The following is a 19,715-nucleotide window of genomic DNA, read 5'->3' as shown; positions in this document are numbered from 1 at the left end:
CACCGGGGAGGCATCGGTGAAACGCACACGGGCGTTCGAGGACGTGCTCGCCCAGATCGAACGACGCATCGCCGAGGACGGCCTGACCGTGGGCGACCGGCTGCCCGGCGAACGCCAGCTCGCCGAGCAACTGGGCGTCGGCCGCTCGTCCGTGCGGGAGGCGCTGCGCGTCCTGGAGACCCTGGGCGTGGTGTCCTCGCAGGTGGGCCGGGGTCCGGACGCGGGAGCCGTGCTGACCTCGCGGCCCGACACGGCGCTCACCGACCTGCTCCGGCTCAACCTCGGCCTGGCCACCCTGGAGCAGCGCGAGGTCGTGGACGCCCGGCTGATGATCGAACGCTGGTCGGCCGCGCACGCGGCGGCGACCCGAGCCGGCACGGCGGAGCTGGCCGCCGCGATCGAGGGCATGGACCGGGCGGCCACGGCCGAGGAGTTCGTGGAGCACGACACCGCCTTCCACTGCGCGATCGCGGACGCCTCGGGCAACCGGCTCATCGCCGCCATCATGCGCTCACTCCGGGACGCGATGCGCAGGAACGCCATCGAAGCGGTCGAACGCCTCGGCGACCCGTCCGTGCTGCGCGCCGACCATGAGCGCATCCGCGCGGCCATCGCGGCGGGCGACCCGGAGGAGGCCCAGCGGGCGGTGACCGATCACCTGGCGCACGCCTACCCCGCCCTGTTCCCCGGTCACTGACGCGCGTCGGCCTCCCGGCACCCCGCCCCCGAGCACGCTCGCATCGCCTGGAGCCGGGCGTCGAGGCCGGCCAGCAGCGCCGGGTCGGCGGTGGCCGCGAGGTTGTCGAGCTGGTACGGGTCGGCGGCCAGGTCGTAGAGCTGCCGCTCCCCCGTGTCGTACCTGACGTAGGTGTAACGCTCGGTGCGCAGCGCCTGGTAGGAGGGCACCGGGGTCTGGGCCCCCGACGACCGGTTGACCGGCCTGTTGAACTCGACCAGCACGTTCTTGCGCCACTGGGCGGGCGGGCTGCCGCGCAGCAGCGGCACCAGCGAGCGCCCCTCGCTGAACGCCGGCACGGCGGCCCCGCCCAGCTCGGCGATCGTCGGCGCGATGTCAACGGTCGCGCCGAGCTGCCCGATCGTGGCCCCCGCCCGGATCCCCGGCCCGCGCACCACGAACGGAACCTTGATCGCCTCCTCGAACGGCGTCGTCTTGCCCTGGGGAAGCCGATGTGTGCCGAGATGGAAGCCGTTGTCGGAGGTGAAGATGATATAGGTGTTGTCGAGCTTGCCAGATGCCTGCAGCGCCTCGATCACCGACCGGACCAGGTCGTCCACGCCGAGCATCGACCGCAGCCGCCTGCGGTGGCGCTCGTCGACCCGGTCGATGTCCTCCTGCGTCAGCGAGGGCAGGGAGCGCAGCCACAGCGGCTCCTTGCTCACGTCGGCCTGGTTGAACGACGGCGTGCGCGGCGCGGTGACCTCGGGGAGGTCGGCGACGTGCCGGACCGCCGGGTTGGCCGGGTTGTGCGGGCCGATGGGCGTCAGGTAGAGGAAGAACGGCTCGTCGGCGCCGGTGATGAAGTCGCGGGCCTTGTCGGCCAGCACGTCGGACAGGTAGTCCTCCTCCGACCAGCCGTAGTCGTACAGGTCGCCGTTCTCGTTGAGGCGGTAGCCGTACTCCTCGTAGAGCTTGCGGACCGGGACGTCCCATTCGTCCCAGCCGGGCGGCACGTAGGCGGCGTCGGCGGTGGCGCCGGGATAGTGGTTGAGGAACTTGCCCATCAGCGCGGTGCGGTAGCCGGCCTGCTGCATCCAGGTGCCGATCGTGGAACGTTCCAGGTCGAGGGAGTGGAAGCGGTCGAACCCCCCTTCGGGGGCGGTGTTGGTCAGGACGCCATGGCTGTGGACGTACTGGGAGCGCAGGATCGACGTGCGCGAGGGGCAGCACCAGGAGTTCGTCACGAAGAACCGGCTGAAGGAGGTGCCCTTCGCCACCAGCTCCGAGTTGATGGCCGGGAAGTAGGGCAGCGTGCCGCTCTCCAGGTCGTCGGCCATCACGAACACGATGTTCGGCCGCGAGGCGCTCACGGCCATCGTCGGCTCGGCCGCCGGCGACAGCAGGAGCAGCAGGCAGAAGAGACGGCAGAGACTCTTGAGCACAATGTCTGATCTCCCCGGGAGATCACGCATTGACACTGCGGCCTCGGTAATGGAACTTTATTCCGGAGGTGCGTATGAAGCTCGGCCTGAACCTCGGTTACTGGCAGCGCGACGCCGACGACGCCACGGAGACCGTCCTCGCCGCCGAACGACTCGGCTACGACTCGGTGTGGACCGCCGAGGCGTACGGCAGTGACGTGTTCACCCCGCTGGCCTGGTACGGGGCGCGTACGAGCCGGATCAAGCTGGGCACGTCGGTGGCGCAGATCTCGGCCCGCCCGCCGGTCACGACCGCGATGACCGCGATGACGCTCGACCACCTGACCGGCGGCCGGCTGCTGCTCGGCATCGGCGCCTCCGGCCCGCAGGTCGTGGAGGGCTGGTACGGGCAGCCGTTCGCCAGGCCCCTGGCCAGGACCCGCGAGTACGTCGAGATCATGCGCCGCGTGTGGCGCCGCGAGGAGCCCGTGACCAGCGACGGCGCCCACTACCCGCTGCCCCTGGCGGGCGGCCTGGGCAAGCCGCTCAAGCTCATCACCCACCCGCTGCGCCGCGACATCCCCGTCTACCTCGGCGCGGAGGGCCCGAAGAACGTCGCCCTGGCCGCCGAGGTCGCGCAGGGCTGGCTGCCGCTGTTCGCCTTCCCCGGCAAGATCGAGGAGATGTACGGCGACGCGCTGGCGGGCCGCGACCCCGGCTTCGAGATCGCCGCCATGGTGATGGTCGTCATCTCCGACGACGTCAGGGCCGCCCTCGACGGCGTCAAGATGATGCTCACGCTCTACATCGGCGGCATGGGCGCCAAGCAGCGCAACTTCCACGCCGACATCATCGGCCGCATGGGCTTCGCCGCGGCGGCCGAGCACATCCAGGCGCTCTACCTGGCCGGCCGCAAGGACGAGGCGTTCCGGGCGATCCCCGACGAGCTGGCCGACGGCATCTCGCTCGTCGGCCCGCCCGGCCGGATCAGGGAACGGCTCGAACTGTGGCACAAGAGCCCGGTCACCAGCCTGCTGGTGATGGGACCGCGCGACGAGCAGTCGCTGCGCACGGTCCGCGACCTCGTGCTCGGCTGATCCGCGCCGGGCCAGGGAGTCAGTCCGGCCGGGGGGCCGGGTCTTCGGTCACCGAGCGCAGCAGCGGCCTGCTCAGCGCGCCCGCGCCGATCACGCCCGCGAAGCCGGCGCCCACGCAGACCAGCAGCGTGACCACGCCGCTCGTGCTCACCCCGCCGATCATGAACGGCATCGCGCAGAACGCGCCCACCATGATCGCGCCGCCGCCCATCACGGCCATCGGAATCAGCGTCTCGGCCCGCCGGGCCCGGTCCAGGACCTCCAGGGGCGTGCCCGCCAGCCGCAGCAGCGCGTACGTCTGCCGCCGGTCCAGCACCGACGAGGCCGCGGTGATGCCCGCGCTGGCGATCGCCACCAGGAACGACACCGACAGCACCACGATCGTGCCCACCCGCACGTCGGCCAGGATCTGCAGGCCGAAGCGCTGGTCGTCGGCCTTCGTCGTCGGGGTGCGCCCCGGCACGAGGTCGCTCAGCGCGGTGCGCGCCCGGTCCACCACGACGTCGTCGGCGCCGCTGCCGAGCGCCGCGACCACGGTGTGCTTGACGGTCTTCACCGTGGCCGTGACGCCCGCCCGCGCGAGCCGGTCGCGGGCCTGGTCGGCCACCTTCGCCGTCTCCCCCACCGGCGCCACGACGCTGAGCTGGGCGGGCCCGGCGTCCCCGCCGAACGCGCCGGGGCTGAGCAGGCCGAGGAACCCGGCCACGAAGCCGGTCAGGGCCACGCCGCTGACGGTCCGCCAGGCCGAGCGCGGATCGTCCACCAGCCTGCGGGCCGCCAGCAGCCGCGCGGGCCTGCGCGCGGTCCCGGCCGCGACCTTGCCGATGAGGCCGACCACCCACGGCCCGGCCAGGTTCAGGCACAGGAACGCCAGCCCGAGCGCCACGGCCACGATCGCCACGCTGGTCCCCCTGGTGAGCAGCGGGAACACGGCCAGCACCGCGAGCAGCGCGAGCACGCGGACGAACCGCATGCCGGGCGGCGTCTCCCGCTTGGCCACGCCGAGCGGGCTGACCACGACCCGGCGCAGCCCGACCACCGCCGACAGCCCCACCAGCAGCGGCACCGCGACCAGCACGCCGGCCAGGATCAGCAGGTTCGGGAACAGGTCGGCGACGAACCAGGTGCCGCCCTGGATCGGGATGCGCGCCAGCAGCGGCACGGCCGCCCCGAACGCGACGGCCCCGGCCAGGGCCCCGGCGAAGGCGACCAGCACGGCCTCGGCCACCGTCATGCCGACCACCTGGCCCGGCGTCGCGCCGATCAGCCTGAGCGCGGCCAGCCGCTGGTCGCGCCGGGCGACGGTGAGCCTGGCCGCCGCGCCGCCGAACACCAGCAGCGGCACCACCATGAGCACGCTGGCGATCAGCGCCAGCACCTGGTACGCCTCGGCGTCCTCGCTGGGCGTGCCCGCCAGGGTCGCGACCCTGACCGGCGGCTTGCCGAGGATCCAGTCGTCGCTGCGCTCGGCGGTCATCGCGGGCGCGTCCGGCGCGTGGCCGACCACCGCGACCAGTTCCTCGGGCTGGACCAGCGCCTCGTCGCCGAGCACGCCCTTCGGCGCCGGGTAGCGCTTGGCCAGCCGGTCGGCGGGCAACTCGGCGGCCAGCTCGGACAGGGCGGGCGACAGCCACACCTCGCCGGGGGCCGGGAAGCGCGGCATGCCGGGCGGGGCGGGCGCCCCCGGCTTGAGCGCGGCCAGGTCGACGACGGTGATCGTCCTGCCGTCCACGTAGTCGAAGCGGGAGGCCTCGACGGCCACCGCGTCCTTCTGGGCCGCCGCCACGGGGTTGCGCCAGGCGCTGCGGTCGGCCCTGGCGCCGAAGGCGACGTTCGCGGCGACGGCGAACAGCAGCAGCGCCGTGGCCACCGCGACCGCGCCGAAGGTGAGCCAGGTGCCCAGCATGCCCCTGCGGCCGCCGCCCTTGAGCAGCCGCCAGGTCAGGTCGAGGTTCACGCGGTCACCCCGTGGGCGAGCAGGCGGCCGTCGCGGACCTCGACCGTGCGGTCGCACCAGGCGGCCACGTTGGGGTCGTGCGTGACGACGATCAGGCAGGCCCCGTTGTGCCTGGTCGCCTCGGTGAGCAGGCGCATGGTGTCCTGGCCGGTCTGCTGGTCGAGCGCGCCGGTCGGCTCGTCGGCGAAGACCACGGCCGGCTTGCTCACCAGCGCCCTGGCGATGGCCACGCGCTGGGCCTGGCCGCCGGACAGCTCGCCGGGCCGCCGGGTCTCCATCTGGTGCAGGCCGAGCAGCGGGAACCACTCGCGGGCCTGCCGTACGGCCTGGGCGCGCGGCACGCCGCCCAGCATGAGCGGGAGCGCCACGTTCTCCTCGGCGGGCAGCTCCGGCAGGAGCTGGCCGAACTGGAAGACGAAGCCGAAGCGGGTGCGGCGCAGGGCGCTGCGCTGGCGCTCGCCCATGGCGTCGATGCGCTGGCCCAGCAGGTGGACCTCGCCGTCGTCCGGCTTCATGATCCCGGCCAGGCAGTGGAGGAGGGTCGACTTGCCGGAACCGCTCGGGCCCATGATGGCCACGGCCTCTCCCGCCCGTACCGTGATGTCCACGCCGCCCAGGGCGACCGTCTGCCCGAACCGCTTGGCCAGGGCTCGTCCAACAAGCACGTCGTTCATGGCCCCAACCCTTCCGCGGCGGGGGGTGGCGGCGGATCGGCCGTGCGTCCATTTCGGCCTCGGCCGAACGGCTGATCCTTAGAGTTGAGCCGTGACTATTCGGGTTCTCATCGCCGACGACCAGCAGCTGGTGCGCACCGGCTTCCAAATGATCTTGGACGCTCAACCGGACATGGAGGTCGTGGCCGCCGTGGCCGACGGCGCCGAGGCCGTGGCCGAGGCCAGGCGGCTGCGGCCGGACGTGTGCCTGCTCGACATCAGGATGCCCAAGCTCGACGGGCTGGAGGTGACCCGCGTGCTGGCCGGGCCGGGCGTGGAGAACCCGATGCGGGTGGTCATCGTCACCACTTTCGACCTCGACGAGTACGTCTACGGCGCGCTGCGCGCCGGGGCCACCGGCTTCCTGCTCAAGGACAGCGGCCCCACGCTGCTCATCGAGGCGGTCAGGGCCGCCGCCGGAGGCGACGCGCTGGTGTCGCCGTCGGTCACCGTCCGGCTGCTGCAGCACCTGACCCAGCCCCGGCGGGCGGCCGAGCCGCCGAACGGCCCGCTGACCGAGCGCGAGCTCGACGTCGTGCGCCTGGTGGCCAGGGGACGCACCAACCAGGAGGTGGCCGCCGAGCTGTTCGTGTCGCTGTCGACGGTGAAGACGCACCTGGGCAGCATCCAGGCGAAACTCGGTGTCCGCAATCGGGTGGGAATCGCAGCTTGGGCGTGGGAATCCGGCGTGGTGAGCTGATTAACAGCGGTGCTCACGGGATACAAGTGAGTCAGAACCTCAGCGCATGGCCCGGGGGGAGAACATCGTGCGCTACGCCCAGGCACCGCCAACCAAAGCTGCTTCCGCCGTATACGTGACGCTTGCCGCGCAGGTCCTCTCCCTGGGCGCCCTCGTGGTCTTCGAGCGGTCCCGCGGCCGTCATCTCGCCGTCCAGCTCGCCGCGTTCGGCGGCCGTCCCCACGGGGCGCAGGCGGAGGCGGTCGTGGGGGCGGTGACGACGTTCGCGGTGCTGATGATGCTGGTCGCGGGCACCTCCGTCGCCGCCGGGGCCGCCTACGTGACCTGGCTGGTGCGCGCCCGTCAGGTGAAGGACCGTTCCAGCCCCACCGGCCCGGTCGCGGCCGCGTGGCTGATCCCCGTCGTCAACCTGGTCGCGCCCGCGCTGCTGGTCGACGACATCTGGCGGCGGGCCAAGCCGCCGTCCGGGCGGCGCGGGCGGTGGCTGGTGCTGCTGACGGCGTGGTGGCTGAGCTGGCTGGGCATGCTGACGCTGGTCACGGTCCGCCTCCCGCTGGAGTCCGCCTCCGACGGGCTGACCGGGGTGGGGTTGCTGGAGCTGGGCGGCGCGGTGGTGGCGGCCCTGCTGTGCGCCGCCACCGTCCGCGAGGTCACCCGCGTCCAGCGGCTCGACGTGGCCGGACGGCTGCGCGCGGCGGTCGCCGAGTCCGCGCCCGGCCCCGAGGTCGTGACCCGGCTGACCACCCGGCCCGCCCAGGGCTCGGCCCCGTTCGGCCACACCGGCTGACGACCGCCGGCCGGGTACGGGGTCAGGCCGCCGTCGGGCCGGAGCTGCCGGGGCTGGCGTGCCAGAGCTGCCGGGGCGGGGCGGCGATGGCGGGGCCGAGGTCGGAGTAGGGCGAGAGCCGGAAGCCGTTGGCGTACTCGATCCTGCGTCCGCCGACGCCGGGCCGCTCTTCGGGGGCCCGGTCGAGCAGGGCGCGGACGGCCTCCACGCCCTCCGCCCGCCACAGCGCGTCCAGGTCGGTCAGGTTCCAGCAGTCGACGGCGCGCATGGAGACCGCGCGGGCCCCCGTACGGCGGACCACCCCCCTGGCCAGCATGAGCCACGAGCCGAACACCGTCGCCGCGCACCTGCCCTGCACCGACTCGAAGAAGGTCAGGTCGACCGGCCCCGTCGAGTCGTCGAGGGTGGTGAAGATGACCCGCTGCCCCGAGCGCACCGCAGGCGTCTGGGTGGCCACCTTCACCCCCGCGACCAGCACCTCCGCGCCGTTGCGCTGGGCGAGCAGGTCCTTGGAGCGCACCACCCCGAGCGCGTCGAGCAGCTCGTCGTGGAAGCTGATGACGTGCCGGCTGACGTCGATGCCGAGGATCTCCAGCTCGGCCTCGACCATCTCCGTCTCCGTCATCTCGGGCAGCTCGCCGGGCGGCAGGTGCTCGCCGAAGCCGAGCGGCAGCTGCGTGGACGGCGGCTCGGCCCGGGGACGCGGCGGCGCCGCGGTGTAGCGCCTGGACCGGGGCGCGGCCGAGCGCACGCCGATCGACGACGCCCGCTCCAGCGCCCCCACCTGGGCGATCAGGTCGCGCCGGGTCAGCTCGCCCGGACGCCAGCGGGGGCCACCGGGACGCAGGCCGTGCAGCGCGTCGAGGCCGCCGACCTGGACGATGCGCTCGATGGTCGGGCGCGAGGGCCTGGCCCGGTCCCAGAAGTCGGCCAGCGACGTGTACGGCTGCCCGGCCACCATGCGTTCGACCTCGGCCTCGCTCACCCCCTTGATCGCCGAGAACGGCACCCGCAGCGCGTAACCGCGGCCGATCTCCCCGATCCTGAACTCCTGCCGCACCGGACGCCGCTCCTCCCCCAGCTCCGACGGGCTCACCCGGAGCCGCAGCGGCGGGCGCGGGCCGAGCCGCTCCACCCGCCAGTCCTTGCCGGACCCGTTGACGTCGAGCGGCAGGATCTCGACCCCGCACTGCCGGGCCTCGTCGATGATGACGCGCGGCGGGTACATGCCGGGCTCGTGGGTGAGCACCCCGGCGAAGAACGCCGCCGCGTGGTGCCGCTTGAGCCAGGCCGACTGGTAGGTGGGCAGCGCGAACGCCGCCGCGTGCGCCTTGCAGAACCCGAAGGCGCCGAACGCGTCGAGCACCTTCCAGGCCCGCTCCACCGCCGCGTCGCCGAACCCGTTGGCCCTGGCCAGCGGCACGAACGCCTTGCGCACCCGCTCCCGGCCCTCCGGCGTGCCGAGGGTGCGCCGCAGGGTCTCGGCGAAGGACAGGTCGCGTCCCGTCATCACCGAGATGATCTTCAGTACCTGCTCGTGGAAGACGACCACGCCGTGCGTCTCCTTCAGCGCCTCGCGCAGCCGGGCGTGCGGGTAGTACGGCTGCCGCCACCCGTGCCTGGCCTCCAGGTAGGGGGTGACCATGTCGGAGTTGACCGGCCCCGGCCGGAACAGGGAGATGTCCACGATCAGGTCGTGCATCCGGCGCGGCTCCAGCTTGGCCACCAGCTCCCGCTGGCCCGGCGACTCGATCTGGAAGCAGCCGAGCGTGCGGCTGGCGCAGATCATGTCGTAGGTCTCCTGGTCGTCGTGCGGGACGTACTCGACGCCGGGGTCGTCGCCGGCCTGCTCGTCCAGCCTGACCTCGATGTCGTCCACGCGTTTGATCTCGCTCAGCGTGTACGCCATGGCCGACTGCATCCGCACGCCCAGCACGTCCAGCTTGAGCAGGCCGGCCTCCTCCACGTCGTCCTTGTCGAACTGGGACATCGGGAACTCCAGCAGGCTGCGTTCCACCGGCGTCCTGTCGCGCAGGCCCGAGTTGCCGACCAGCACGCCGCACGGGTGCAGCGCGATGTGCCTGGGCAGGCCGTCGAGCTTCTCGGCCAGCCGGAACACCCGGTCGAGCCCGGCCTCGCCGAGCCGGCTCTCGCGCAGCTCGGGCAGGTCGGCCAGGGACGCGGTGATCTGCCTGGCCCTGATGTGCGGGAACGCCTTGGCGATGGCGTCGATCTCGTGCGGCGGCAGGCCCATCGCACCGGCGACGTCCCTGATGGCGCTGCGCGCGCGGTAGGTCTCCATCATGGACACGCAGGCCACGCGGGCCTCGCCGTAGCGTTCGAAGATGGCCTTGTAGCAGTCGAGCCGGCGGGCAGACTCCACGTCCACGTCGATGTCGGGCAGGCCGACCCGGCCCTCCGACAGGAAACGCTCCATGAGCAGGCCGTGTTCGAGCGGGTTCACCTCGCCGATGCCGATGAGGTAGTTGACCAGGCTGCCGGCGCCCGAGCCGCGGATGGCGCAGCGGATGTCCATGCCGCGGATCATGTCGGTGATGCCGGCCACGGCGATGAAGTACCCCGACAGGCGCTTGCGCTCGATGACGTCCAGCTCGGCCCGCAGGCGTTCCCTGGCCTCCCCCGAACGGTCGAGGCCGCGCCTGACCAGGCCGTCCTCGACGCGGTTGCGCAGCAGCGGCACCGGGTCGCGGCCGACCTCGGGCAGGTTGAGGTCGGGCGGGTCGTTCCTGAGCGCGAGCAGCCGCAGCGGGTCCATCGAGCACGCCTCGGCCAGGCGCCTGGTGGTGGACAGCAGCCGGGCCACCCGCTCCCGGTCGGCGCCGCAGACCTTGGCCGCCACCTGCCACATCTCCTTGGTGCTCTTGAGATAGGCGTGCGAGGTGGTGCTCTCCAGGTGCCTGGGGTGCAGCGGGACGAGCCGGCGGGCCGCGTCGAGCACGTCGCCGACCTGGTGGTCGGCCGGGTCGAGGTAGCGGGCGGCGTTGGTCAGCACGGCCGGCACGCCGGCGGACTCGGCCAGGCCGAGCATGCGGACGGCCGTGGTGGCGTCGCGGAAGCCGTACTGGTCGACCAGTTCGATCACCACGCCGGGGACGGCGGCGCGCCACCGGCCGAGCAGCGTCCTGGCCTGCTCGTCGCGGCGTTCGGCGATCGCCCGGCCGACGTCGGAGCGCGGCCCGAGCAGCACCACGAGCCCGTCCTCGGCGCCGAACCCGTGGTCGCCGCCCGCCGGCCCGGCCCAGGCGCCGACCAGCTCGCGGGTCACCTTGGGCGCGCCTCGTTCGCCGGCGGCGTGCGCGGCGGTGACCAGGCGGCACAGCCGCGACCAGCCGCCGGAGCGGGCCAGCACGGTGACCCGGTCCTCGGCGTCCGGCCCGGTCCTGGGCCGCGGCGCGCGCATGCCGGGCGCCGCCGGGACGGCCGGGGCGTCGAGCGCCAGGTTCACGCCGACCACGGGGGCGATCCCGGCGTCCGCGCACGCCTGGACGTGCTTGACCGCGCCGTAGAGCCCGTCGCGGTCGGTCAGCGCGAGGATGTCCATGCCGTGTTCGACGGCCCGTTCCACCAGGGCGTGCGGGAAGGCGGTGCCGTACCTCATGGAGTAGGCCGAGGCCACGTCGAGGTGCGGGAACGGGGGCGCCATCAGTCCCACGCCCGCAGCAGCAGCCAGCCGTCGCCGGCGGTGTCGTAGCGCAGCTCGTACGAGCCGACCTCGCGCCCCGGGCTCGCCTCCACCCGCCAGAAGCGGCGCTCGCCGGGGTCGCCCTCGCCGGTCTTCCACCACTCGCGCGCCACGACCCAGTGGTCGAGCACGTTGCGGACGAGGTAGAGCCGGTCGCGCCAGACGAACTGGGTCGGCTCGCCGTCTCTGGTCCACACCTCTATCGGATCGCCATAGAGTCTGCTCAAGACGCTTCTCCCCGCGGCTCTGGTTCCTTTGCTGAGCCACCCGGGGGAAGACGGGCGCTTATGTATCGAACATATGTTCTTACGGCCCGAAGCGCAAGTCGCCCGCCCGCCGCGTCAGGGGGTTGGCGTCGATCGAGTTGCGGATGCTGAAGGTGACGCTGCCCGCCCGGTAGCGGTCGTCGGAGGACTCCACCGGGCGGCCCTCGTGCGTGGTGGTGACGCGGCGCTGGCGCAGGAGCGGGCTGCCGCGCCGCACGCCCAGCAGCCGGGCGTCCCCCGCGCCGGCGGGCACGGCGTCGATGAGGTGCTCGCCGTAGGCGAAGATCAGGCCGACGGACTCGTACAGGGCCTCGGTGACGGACGCGCAGTCGGCGGCCAGCGCCTCGACGGCGGGGGCCACCCACTCGGCGTAGACGGTCCGCTCGACCAGGACGGGCTCGCCCTCCAGCGAGCGCAGCCGCAGCACCTCCAGCACCTCGCCCCCGCCGAACCTGGCGGACTCGGGCGCGGTGGCGGCCCGGCGGCGCTGGGAGATCACCTGGCCGCCGATGCGGTAGCCGTTGGCCCTGGCCCACTGGGCGAAGCTGTGCAGCTCGGCGAAGCTCTGGCTGCGCGCGTTGCCGAGCACGATGCGCCTGGCGCCCTGCCTCGACCCCACCAGCCCCTCGGCGACCAGCACGGCCACCGCCTGCCGCACGGTCCCGCGCGCCGCCCGGTGCCGGGCGGCCAGCTCGGCCTCGCTCGGGAGCTGGGAGCCGACCGGGTACGCGCCCGCCAGGATGTCATCACGCAGCTCAGCGGCTATCCGTTCATAGCGCGCAACCATTCGCGACCTTCTCCATTCACGAAAGAGCAATGTTTATGCGACTTACTGGTGCTCGCTTGTTTGTACAAGTTCCCTTAGGTTCTTTCCACACCCCCCGGAGAGTGGAGGCGACGTGTTCACACCTCGCGCCCGTACGGCCGGCGTCATCGCGGCCCTTACCGTTGTCACCGCGGCGTGTGGCGCCGCCCCGAGCAGCCAGCAGACCACCAAGACGGCCGAAGGCGGGGCGAACGCGGCGACCGCCGCCTCCGCCGCCGACTTCGGCGGCTTCGACAAGCTCGTCGAGGCCGCCAAGAAGGAGGGCAACCTCCACGTCATCGCGCTCCCGCCCGACTGGGCCAACTACGGCGAGATCATCAAGTCGTTCGAGGCCAAGTACGGCATCAAGATCGAGAGCGAGACGCCCGACGCGGCCAGCGCGGACGAGATCAACGCCGTCAAGACCCGCAAGGGCCAGGACCGCGCCCCCGACGTGCTCGACCTCGGCCAGTCGTTCGCGATCAGCGGCGCCAAGGAAGGGCTGTTCGCGCCGTACAAGGTGCAGTCGTTCGACAAGATCCCCGAGGGTCAGAAGGAGCCGACCGGGCTCTGGACCAACGACTACGGCGGCTACGTCTCGATCGGCTGCGACGCCAAGAAGATCGCCAACTGCCCGACCAGCTACGCCGACCTGCTCAAGCCCGAGTACAAGGGCAAGGTCGCGATGAACGGCAACCCGACCAAGTCCGGCTCGGCCTTCGCCGGCGTGTACGCCGCCGCGATCGCCAGCGGCGGCTCCTTCGACGACATCCAGCCCGGCATCGACTTCTTCAAGAAGCTCAAGGACGCCGGCAACTACAACCCGGTCGAGACGACCCCGGCGACCATCGAGAAGGGCGAGACCCAGATCAGCATCGACTGGGACTACAACAACGCCGCCTACGCCCCCCAGATGGCCGCCAAGGGCCTCGACTGGAAGGTGAACGTGCCGACCGACGGCAAGTACTTCCAGATGTACGCCCAGGCCGTCAACAAGGACGCCCCGCACCCGGCGGCGGCCAGGCTGTGGCAGGAGTACCTCTACAGCGCCGAGGGCCAGAACCTCTACCTCAAGGGCTTCGCCCGTCCGGTGCTGCTGCCGTCCATGACCTCCGACGGCACGGTGGACAAGGCGCTGGCCGCGAAGCTGCCCCAGGTCGAGGGCACGCCCGAGTTCCCCACGCCCGAGCAGGTCGACGCGGCCAAGGCCAAGCTGGCCAGCGGCTGGGACGCCGCGATCTCGGGATGACCCGCCCGCGTTCCAGGGGCTGGGCCGGCGCCCTGCCCCTGCTGGCCTTCTTCGCCCTCGTCTTCGGGGTCCCGGCGGTCGCGCTGGTCGCGGGGGCCTTCACCGTCCAGGGACGGCCGAGCCTGGCCAACCTCGCGCAGAGCCTCCAGGGCGGCTACCTCGTCGCCATGGCCGGGAGCGTCAAGCTGTCGGCCGTGGTGGCGCTGGCCGGGGCCGTCCTCGGCACGTTCCTCGCCTACGCCGTGGTGACCTCGCGCTTCACGCTGCTGCGCGAGGCCGTGCTGACCGCCTCGGGCGTGCTGGCCAACTTCGGCGGGGTGCCGCTGGCGTTCTTCTGGATCGCCACGCTGGGCAACTCGGGCGTGATCAGCGGCCTGGTGGGGCTGCCCTCGGGGTCGTTGTACACGTTCTGGGGGCTGGTGATCGTCTACCTGTACTTCGCGATCCCGCTGATGGTGCTGGTCATGGCGCCCGCGCTGGACGGGCTGAAGCCCCAGTGGCGCGAGGCCGCCGCCAACAGCGGCGCGACCGCCTGGCACTACTGGCGCTTCGTCGCGCTGCCGGTGCTCGCGCCCGCGATGCTGGGCGGGGTGGTGCTGCTGTTCGGGTCGGCGTTCTCGGCGTACGCGACCGCCAACGCCATGGTGGGCACCGTCGTGCCGCTGGTCACCCTGAAGATCGCCAGCGCGCTGACCGGTGACGTGCTGGTCGGCTACGAGAACATCGCGCTGGCGCTCAGCCTGGACATGATCGTGGTGGCCGGGCTGGTGATGGCGATCTACCTGCCGCTGCAGAGGAGGAGCTCCCGATGGCTGCGCTGACCGGGCTGGAGCCCGTCGCCGCCGCGGCGGCGAAACCGCCCGCCCGGCCCCGCTGGTGGCGCGGCCTGGTGTTCGCCCTGGCCGCGGCCTACTTCCTGATCCCGCTCGGCGCCTCGCTCTGGTACACGGTGCACAACCCGGCCACCGGGGTGTCGTTCTCCGCCTACGGCGAGCTGCTGACGGCCGAGGGCTTCGCGCGCTCGCTGCTGCTGTCGCTGTCGCTGGCCGCCGCGACGATCGTGCTGGTCCTGCTGCTGGCGCTGCCGGCGATGCTGGCCGTACGGCTGTTCGCGCCGCGGCTGCGGCCGGTGATGGAGGTGCTGTGCACGCTGCCGCTGGTGGTGCCGCCGATCACGTTCGTGGCCGGGCTGACGACGTCGTTGCGGGACGGGGCCGACATCCTGGCGCCGACGCCCTTCTGGGGCACGCTGATCGCGATCCAGGACCCGGGGTTCCCCGTCGTGCTCGTGCTCGCCTACGTCGTGCTGGTGCTGCCGTTCGTCTACCGCTCGCTGGACGCCGGGCTGCGCACCATGGACGTGCGCACGCTGGTCGAGGCCGCCCGGAACCTGGGCGCGTCCTGGCCGCACGTGCTGCTGCGGGTCGTGGTGCCGAACCTGCGCTCGGCCCTGGCCAGCGCGTCGTTCCTGACGCTCGCGCTGGTGCTGGGCGAGTACACGGTGGCCAGCCTGCTCGGCTACGAGCCGTTCGCGGTCTGGATCGTGACCGTCTCCGGCTCCAAGGGTCAGCTGTCCGTCGCGGTCTCCATCCTCAGCCTGCTGCTGATCTGGGCGTTGCTGCTCGCCGTCTCCACCGTCTTCAGTGGAAGGAAGAAATCATGACCGCTGCGGTGGAGTTCCGCGGGCTGCGCCGGGTCTTCGGCAGGACGGTCGCGCTCGACGGGTTCGACCTCACCATCGCCCCCGGCGAGTTCGTCGCCCTGCTGGGGCCGTCGGGCTGCGGCAAGACGACGGCGCTGCGCTGCGTGGCCGGGTTCGAGCGGCCCGACTCCGGCGCGGTGCTGCTGGACGGCAAGGACATCACGAACGTGCCCGCCAACAAGCGCGACGCCGGGATGGTCTTCCAGTCCTACTCGCTCTTCCCCAACCTCAACGCCCGCGACAACGTGGCCTTCGGCCTGCGCGTGCGTAAGGCGCCCGCGGCCGTCCGGCACGCCAGGGCCGCCGAGCTGCTCGAACTCGTCGGCCTCCCCGCGCACGCCGACCGTTTCCCGCACCAGCTCTCCGGCGGCCAGCAGCAGCGCGTCGCCCTGGCCCGCGCGCTCGCGCTCGAACCGCGCGTGCTGCTGCTCGACGAGCCGCTGTCGGCGCTCGACGCCAAGGTGCGGGTGACGTTGCGCGAGGAGATCCGCCGGTTGCAGCTCGACCTCGGCATCACCACCGTCTTCGTCACCCACGACCAGGAGGAGGCCCTGTCGATCGCCGACCGGGTCGCGGTGCTGCGCGAGGGACGGCTGGAGCAGTGCGGGCCGCCCGCCGAGGTCTACGACCGGCCGGCCACGCCGTTCGTCGCCGAGTTCGTCGGAGCCATGAACCACCTGGCCGGGCGGCTGTCCGGGGACGGCGTCACCGTGCTCGGCCAGCTCCTTCCCGTGGACGGCCCGGCGCCCGCCGAGCCCGACGTGGACGTGCTGATCCGGCCCGAGGCCGTCCGAGTGACGCCCGACCCGGACGGCCGCGCCGAGGTGCTGGCCGCGTCCTTCCGGGGGGCCTCGGTGCGGCTGCGGCTGTCGCTGGAGGGCGGCGAGGTGCTGGCCGACGTGCCGGGGCACGAGGCGGCCCGGCTGGGGGCGGGGGCCCGCGTCACGGTCCGGCTGGTGGAGCGTCCGGTGCTGGTGGCCGCCCGTACGGTGACGGCGCCCGCGCCGGTGTTGTCGGCCGATGCCTGACAGGCCGGCCGACGCGATCGTGTCCGACGCGGTCCCGTCCTCTTCGGACGGCATGTCCGACGCGGTCCCGTCCTCTTCGGACGGCATGCCGGACGCGGTCCTGTTCGACATGGACGGCACGCTGGTGGACACCGAAGGGCTCTGGTGGCAGGCCGCGGCGTCGGTGGCCCGGTCGCTGGGCCGGGCGCTGACGGCCGCCGACGCGCCGCACGTGACGGGCCGCACGGTGGGCGACACGGCCGCATACCTGGTGGACGGGGTCGGCGGGATGAGCGGCGGGGTGAGCGCGGAGAGGGTCGCGGGCGCGCTCACCGAGGCGTTCGCCGAGCGCGTCAGGACCGGGCTGACGGTCGTGCCGGGGGCGCCGGAGCTGCTGGCCGAGCTGGCCGCGGCGGACGTCCCGACCGCGCTGGTGACCGCCTCCCCCCGCGGCATCGTGGAGCTGGTGCTGCCCCGGCTCGGGCACGCGTTCGACCTGGTGATCGCCGACGAGGACACCGCCCGGGGCAAACCGCACCCGGACCCGTACCTGGAGGCGGCCCGCAGGCTGCGGGTGGCCCCGGCGCGGTGCGTGGCCGTCGAGGACAGCCCGGCAGGCGTGGCCGCGGCCACCGCCGCGGGCTGCCGCGTGCTGGTGGTGGACCCCGCGCGCGGGCTGGCCCAGGTGCGGGCCGGGCTGCGCGGCGCTCCCCCGCACGGGGGATGAACCCGCCTCCCGCAGGGGAGGGACGGGCCCGCGGGCGTCGGCAGGATCTCGTGCATGAGCCCCGACGTGAGAATTGTCAGGACGCCCGCCGTCGCGCTGGCGCTGGTCGTCCTCTACGGCGGCCTGCGCGTCTACTGGGAGCTCGGCCACATGCCGGAGCGGATGTCGCCGATCGGGTCCGACCTGATCGTGTTCACCGGCTGGGCCGCGGTGGGCCTGTGCGCGGCGGCCGCGGCGGCGCTGGTCGTCCTGATGGCCGCGCGCCCGGACGGCCCGCTGGGATGGGCGCCGCCGGCGCTGGCGTGGGCGGTGGGCGGCGCGCTCATCGTGTCGGGGGCGCTGCTGCTGCTCGACGTGGTGTCGGTGGTCGTCCCGGGGCTCGGCATGCCGTTCTCGTGGGCGGGGGCGCTCAGCAAGGCGGCCTGCGTGGGCTCGGGGGTGCTGCTCTGGCGGTCCGCCGCGGCCTACCGGCGGCGGGCCGCGGGGGCCTGCGCGGCGTGCGGGCGGCGTTCGTCCCGGGTGCTCGCGCGTACGCCGGGGTGGGCCTTCGCGGCGGCCTACGTCTCCGTGGCCGGCTGCCTGGCGCGGATCGCGGCGCAGGCGGCCGTCGGGTTCGACGTCGTGCCGTACCGTGCCGGGGCGGTGGCGTTCGAGATCGAGTTCCTGCTCGCCGGGACGCTGCTGCCGCTGGCGCTCGTCCACCGGTTCGGGCGGGTGTGGCCGGGATGGGTGCCGTGGCTGGCCGGGCGCCCGGTGCCGCGCCGGCTGGTGTTGTGGCCGGGGGCAGGGGTGTCCGGCGGGCTGCTGGCCTACTTCGGGGTGGCGCTGGGGCAGATGGCCGCCGAACGGCTCAGCGGGGGCGTGCCGTTCTCCGGGGGCGATCTGCCCGAGGCGTTCTTCTGGGTGGCCGTGCCCGGGTACGTGGTGTGGGGCGCCGGGATGGCCGTGGCGGCCTGGTCGTACGCGCGGCGCACGCGCATCGCGTGCGCGTCCTGCGGCGGATAGCCGCGATCGGTAAGCTGGGCCGCCGTGAGCGGTGATATATCCCAGATCGGGCGCTACCGGCTGCTGAGCGTGCTCGGGCGGGGCGGCATGGGCACGGTCCACCTCGCCGAGGATCCCACTGGGCAGCGGGTCGCCATCAAGGTGATCAATCCGGAGCTCAGTCAGCACGAGCAGTTCCGGATGCGCTTCCGCCGGGAGGCCGACGCCGCTCGCCGCGTCCGCAGGTTCTGCACCGCCGCGGTGATCGAGGCCGCGCTCGACGGCGACCTGCTCTACGTGGTCACCGAGTACGTGCCGGGCCCCAATCTGGAGGAGGCCGTACGCCAGTCGGGGCCGCTGCGCGGCTCCAGCCTCGACGCGCTGGCCGTCAGCGTGGCCACCGCGCTGACCGCCATCCACGGCGCCGGGGTGGTCCACCGCGACCTCAAGCCGTCGAACGTGCTGCTGTCCCCGGTCGGGCCGCGCGTGATCGACTTCGGCATCGCGCGGGCGCTCGACACGCTGGGCGGCGTCACCGGCACCGGCGAGCTGGTCGGCACGCCCCGGTACATGGCCCCCGAGGTGCTGCGCGGCGAGCCGGTCTCGCCCGCCTGCGACGTGTTCTCGTGGGGCTGCCTGATCGCGTACGCGGCGAGCGGGCGGGCGCCGTTCGGCGGCGACACGCTGCCCTCCATCGTCTACCAGGTGCTCAACACCGAGCCCCGCCTCGACGACGTCGATCCCGGCCTGCGCGAGCTGGTCGCGGCCGCGCTGCGCAAGGACCCCGCCGTGCGGCCCACCGCGCAGCAGCTCCTCGACCACCTCGTGGGCCGCTCGGCAGCGCCCGAGCAGGCGGCGCACACCGTGCAGGTGGCCTGGCAGCACGCCACCACGCCGTTCACCGAGGCCGCGCCCACTGCTGCCGACACCGCGGCCAACACCGCGGCCAACACGGCGGCCGACACGGCGGCGAAGCGGCGCGGCAGGCTGCTCGGGATCGGCGCGGCCGCCGCGGCGGTGCTGGTGGCCGCCGCGGCGACGGCCTGGGCCGTGCTCACTCCGAGCGGGCCGCCCGACGACCTGGGCGTCCTGTACCGCGAGGACTTCACGCAGACCTCCGGCGGCTGGCTCGGCACGTACGACCCCGACACCACGGGCAGCAAGGGCTACCGCACGGACGGCACGTACGGGCTGGACGTGGAGGACGGCCGCGAGGAGCAGTGGGCGAAGGCCCCGATCCCCTTCCTCGTCGCCACGCCCACGAACACCCCCGACCCCTCGGCCACGCCCACGCCGATGTTGCCGTCGTCGGTGGTCGTCGGCGTCACCGCCGAGATCCGGGAGTACGCCGGCAGCGGCGAGTACGGCATCTACTGCCACAACTCCGACGACGACGACACCTACTACGAGTTCGGCCTCGACACCGAGGGGAACGCGCGGATCCGCCGCGTGTACGACGGCGCGGGCGGCACGCTGACCCAGCCCGCCAAGGTGGCCAAGCCGGAGGGCCGGGTGCGCATCGTGGCCTCGTGCGAGCAGCGCGGCACCGGGGTGCGGCTGACGATGTGGGTGAACGACAAACGGGTGCAGCAGGCCGACGACCCCAACGGGCTCGGCAACGGGTACGTCGGGCTGTTCGCGCGTACGCCCAAGGACAGCGAGTCGTCGCTGAAGATGACGTTCGACGACTTCGAGCTGCGGGGGCAGAAGGAGCCTTAGAGCGGCGGGCCGCGTTCCCGGCGGTCATCGGGGTAGGGGGTGTGCATGGCGAAGCTCATGGACCGGGTGCGCGCGTACCTGCGCAGCCCTGAAGGCAGGCAGACCGTCGAGAAGGCCAAGCGCATGGCCCGAGACCCGCAGAACCAGGAGAAGGCCCGGCGTTTCCTCGACCGGCTCCGCCCCCGCCGCCACTGACCAG

18 protein-coding genes are annotated in these 19,715 nt (G+C 73.2%); 12 read left to right on the top strand and 6 right to left on the bottom strand.

Annotated features, from left to right (window positions below):
* Positions 1-16: 16 nt before the first annotated feature.
* Positions 17-697, top strand: coding sequence for an FCD domain-containing protein (locus ACFYUV_RS40745; protein ID WP_364336354.1), 681 nt, complete (start codon positions 17-19; stop codon positions 695-697).
* On the opposite strand, the gene ACFYUV_RS40740 is transcribed toward ACFYUV_RS40745, so the two are convergent.
* Entirely contained in the window at positions 691-2,121 is a 1,431-nt protein-coding gene (locus tag ACFYUV_RS40740) for a sulfatase (protein ID WP_387678921.1), read from the bottom strand. The genes ACFYUV_RS40745 and ACFYUV_RS40740 overlap by 7 nt on opposite strands.
* 74 nt (positions 2,122-2,195) lie before the next feature.
* Between ACFYUV_RS40740 and ACFYUV_RS40735 the strand changes: the two genes are divergently transcribed.
* On the top strand, positions 2,196-3,197 hold the full coding sequence (locus tag ACFYUV_RS40735; RefSeq protein ID WP_387678918.1) for an LLM class F420-dependent oxidoreductase: 1,002 nt from the start codon (positions 2,196-2,198) through the stop codon (positions 3,195-3,197).
* Positions 3,198-3,216: 19 nt separating this feature from the next.
* Here the strand turns inward: ACFYUV_RS40735 and ACFYUV_RS40730 are convergent, their stop codons facing one another.
* Complete coding sequence (locus ACFYUV_RS40730) at positions 3,217-5,154, bottom strand: FtsX-like permease family protein (RefSeq protein WP_387678915.1); 1,938 nt, start codon at positions 5,152-5,154, stop codon at positions 3,217-3,219.
* Positions 5,151-5,828, bottom strand: coding sequence for an ABC transporter ATP-binding protein (locus ACFYUV_RS40725; protein WP_352323488.1), 678 nt, complete (start codon positions 5,826-5,828; stop codon positions 5,151-5,153). The genes ACFYUV_RS40730 and ACFYUV_RS40725 overlap by 4 nt, the downstream gene beginning before the upstream one ends.
* A 91-nt stretch (positions 5,829-5,919) precedes the next feature.
* Here ACFYUV_RS40725 and ACFYUV_RS40720 point away from each other — a divergent pair, with 91 nt between their 5' ends.
* Together ACFYUV_RS40720 and ACFYUV_RS40715 are read left to right on the top strand one after the other, a co-directional pair.
* Positions 5,920-6,567, top strand: a complete 648-nt coding sequence (locus tag ACFYUV_RS40720; RefSeq protein ID WP_387678912.1) for a response regulator — start codon at positions 5,920-5,922, stop codon at positions 6,565-6,567.
* A 115-nt stretch (positions 6,568-6,682) separates the two neighbouring features.
* Entirely contained in the window at positions 6,683-7,354 is a 672-nt protein-coding gene (locus ACFYUV_RS40715; RefSeq protein ID WP_387678909.1) for a DUF4328 domain-containing protein, read from the top strand.
* Positions 7,355-7,376: 22 nt separating this feature from the next.
* On the opposite strand, the gene ACFYUV_RS40710 is transcribed toward ACFYUV_RS40715, so the two are convergent.
* The 3 genes from ACFYUV_RS40710 to ACFYUV_RS40700 form a co-directional block, all read right to left on the bottom strand.
* The gene (locus ACFYUV_RS40710) at positions 7,377-11,018 is read right to left on the bottom strand and encodes a DNA polymerase III subunit alpha (protein WP_387678907.1); all 3,642 of its coding nucleotides are present in this window, start codon (positions 11,016-11,018) and stop codon (positions 7,377-7,379) included.
* Positions 11,018-11,284, bottom strand: coding sequence for a DUF6504 family protein (locus ACFYUV_RS40705; RefSeq protein WP_352323492.1), 267 nt, complete (start codon positions 11,282-11,284; stop codon positions 11,018-11,020). Before ACFYUV_RS40705 ends, ACFYUV_RS40710 begins: the two co-directional genes overlap by 1 nt.
* Before the next feature lie 79 nt (positions 11,285-11,363).
* Complete coding sequence (locus tag ACFYUV_RS40700) at positions 11,364-12,110, bottom strand: GntR family transcriptional regulator (RefSeq protein ID WP_387678904.1); 747 nt, start codon at positions 12,108-12,110, stop codon at positions 11,364-11,366.
* 112 nt (positions 12,111-12,222) lie between these two features.
* Between ACFYUV_RS40700 and ACFYUV_RS40695 the strand changes: the two genes are divergently transcribed.
* The 8 genes from ACFYUV_RS40695 to ACFYUV_RS40660 are packed head-to-tail and all read left to right on the top strand — an operon-like array spanning position 12,223 to position 19,711.
* Positions 12,223-13,377, top strand: coding sequence for an ABC transporter substrate-binding protein (locus ACFYUV_RS40695; RefSeq protein ID WP_358007763.1), 1,155 nt, complete (start codon positions 12,223-12,225; stop codon positions 13,375-13,377).
* Positions 13,374-14,198: an ABC transporter permease subunit gene (locus ACFYUV_RS40690; protein WP_358294824.1), complete on the top strand. Its 825-nt coding sequence runs from the start codon at positions 13,374-13,376 to the stop codon at positions 14,196-14,198. Before ACFYUV_RS40695 ends, ACFYUV_RS40690 begins: the two co-directional genes overlap by 4 nt.
* Positions 14,186-15,040 carry an ABC transporter permease subunit gene (locus ACFYUV_RS40685; protein WP_364336370.1) on the top strand — a complete coding sequence of 285 codons (855 nt, stop codon included), beginning with the start codon at positions 14,186-14,188 and terminating at the stop codon, positions 15,038-15,040. The genes ACFYUV_RS40690 and ACFYUV_RS40685 overlap by 13 nt, the downstream gene beginning before the upstream one ends.
* On the top strand, positions 15,037-16,107 hold the full coding sequence (locus ACFYUV_RS40680; protein ID WP_387678899.1) for an ABC transporter ATP-binding protein: 1,071 nt from the start codon (positions 15,037-15,039) through the stop codon (positions 16,105-16,107). Before ACFYUV_RS40685 ends, ACFYUV_RS40680 begins: the two co-directional genes overlap by 4 nt.
* On the top strand, positions 16,100-16,813 hold the full coding sequence (locus tag ACFYUV_RS40675; RefSeq protein ID WP_387678896.1) for an HAD family hydrolase: 714 nt from the start codon (positions 16,100-16,102) through the stop codon (positions 16,811-16,813). Before ACFYUV_RS40680 ends, ACFYUV_RS40675 begins: the two co-directional genes overlap by 8 nt.
* A gap of 54 nt (positions 16,814-16,867) precedes the next feature.
* Complete coding sequence (locus tag ACFYUV_RS40670; protein WP_387678893.1) at positions 16,868-17,818, top strand: hypothetical protein; 951 nt, start codon at positions 16,868-16,870, stop codon at positions 17,816-17,818.
* A 24-nt stretch (positions 17,819-17,842) separates the two neighbouring features.
* Complete coding sequence (locus ACFYUV_RS40665) at positions 17,843-19,516, top strand: serine/threonine-protein kinase (RefSeq protein WP_387678890.1); 1,674 nt, start codon at positions 17,843-17,845, stop codon at positions 19,514-19,516.
* Between the two features lie 45 nt (positions 19,517-19,561).
* Positions 19,562-19,711, top strand: coding sequence for a hypothetical protein (locus ACFYUV_RS40660; RefSeq protein ID WP_358294834.1), 150 nt, complete (start codon positions 19,562-19,564; stop codon positions 19,709-19,711).
* Positions 19,712-19,715: the final 4 nt, after the last annotated feature.

The sequence above is a fragment of the Nonomuraea sp. NPDC003560 genome, assembly GCF_042878785.1.
Classification (GTDB): Bacteria; Actinomycetota; Actinomycetes; order Streptosporangiales; family Streptosporangiaceae; genus Nonomuraea.
This window is presented reverse-complemented; position numbering and strand designations above follow the sequence as displayed.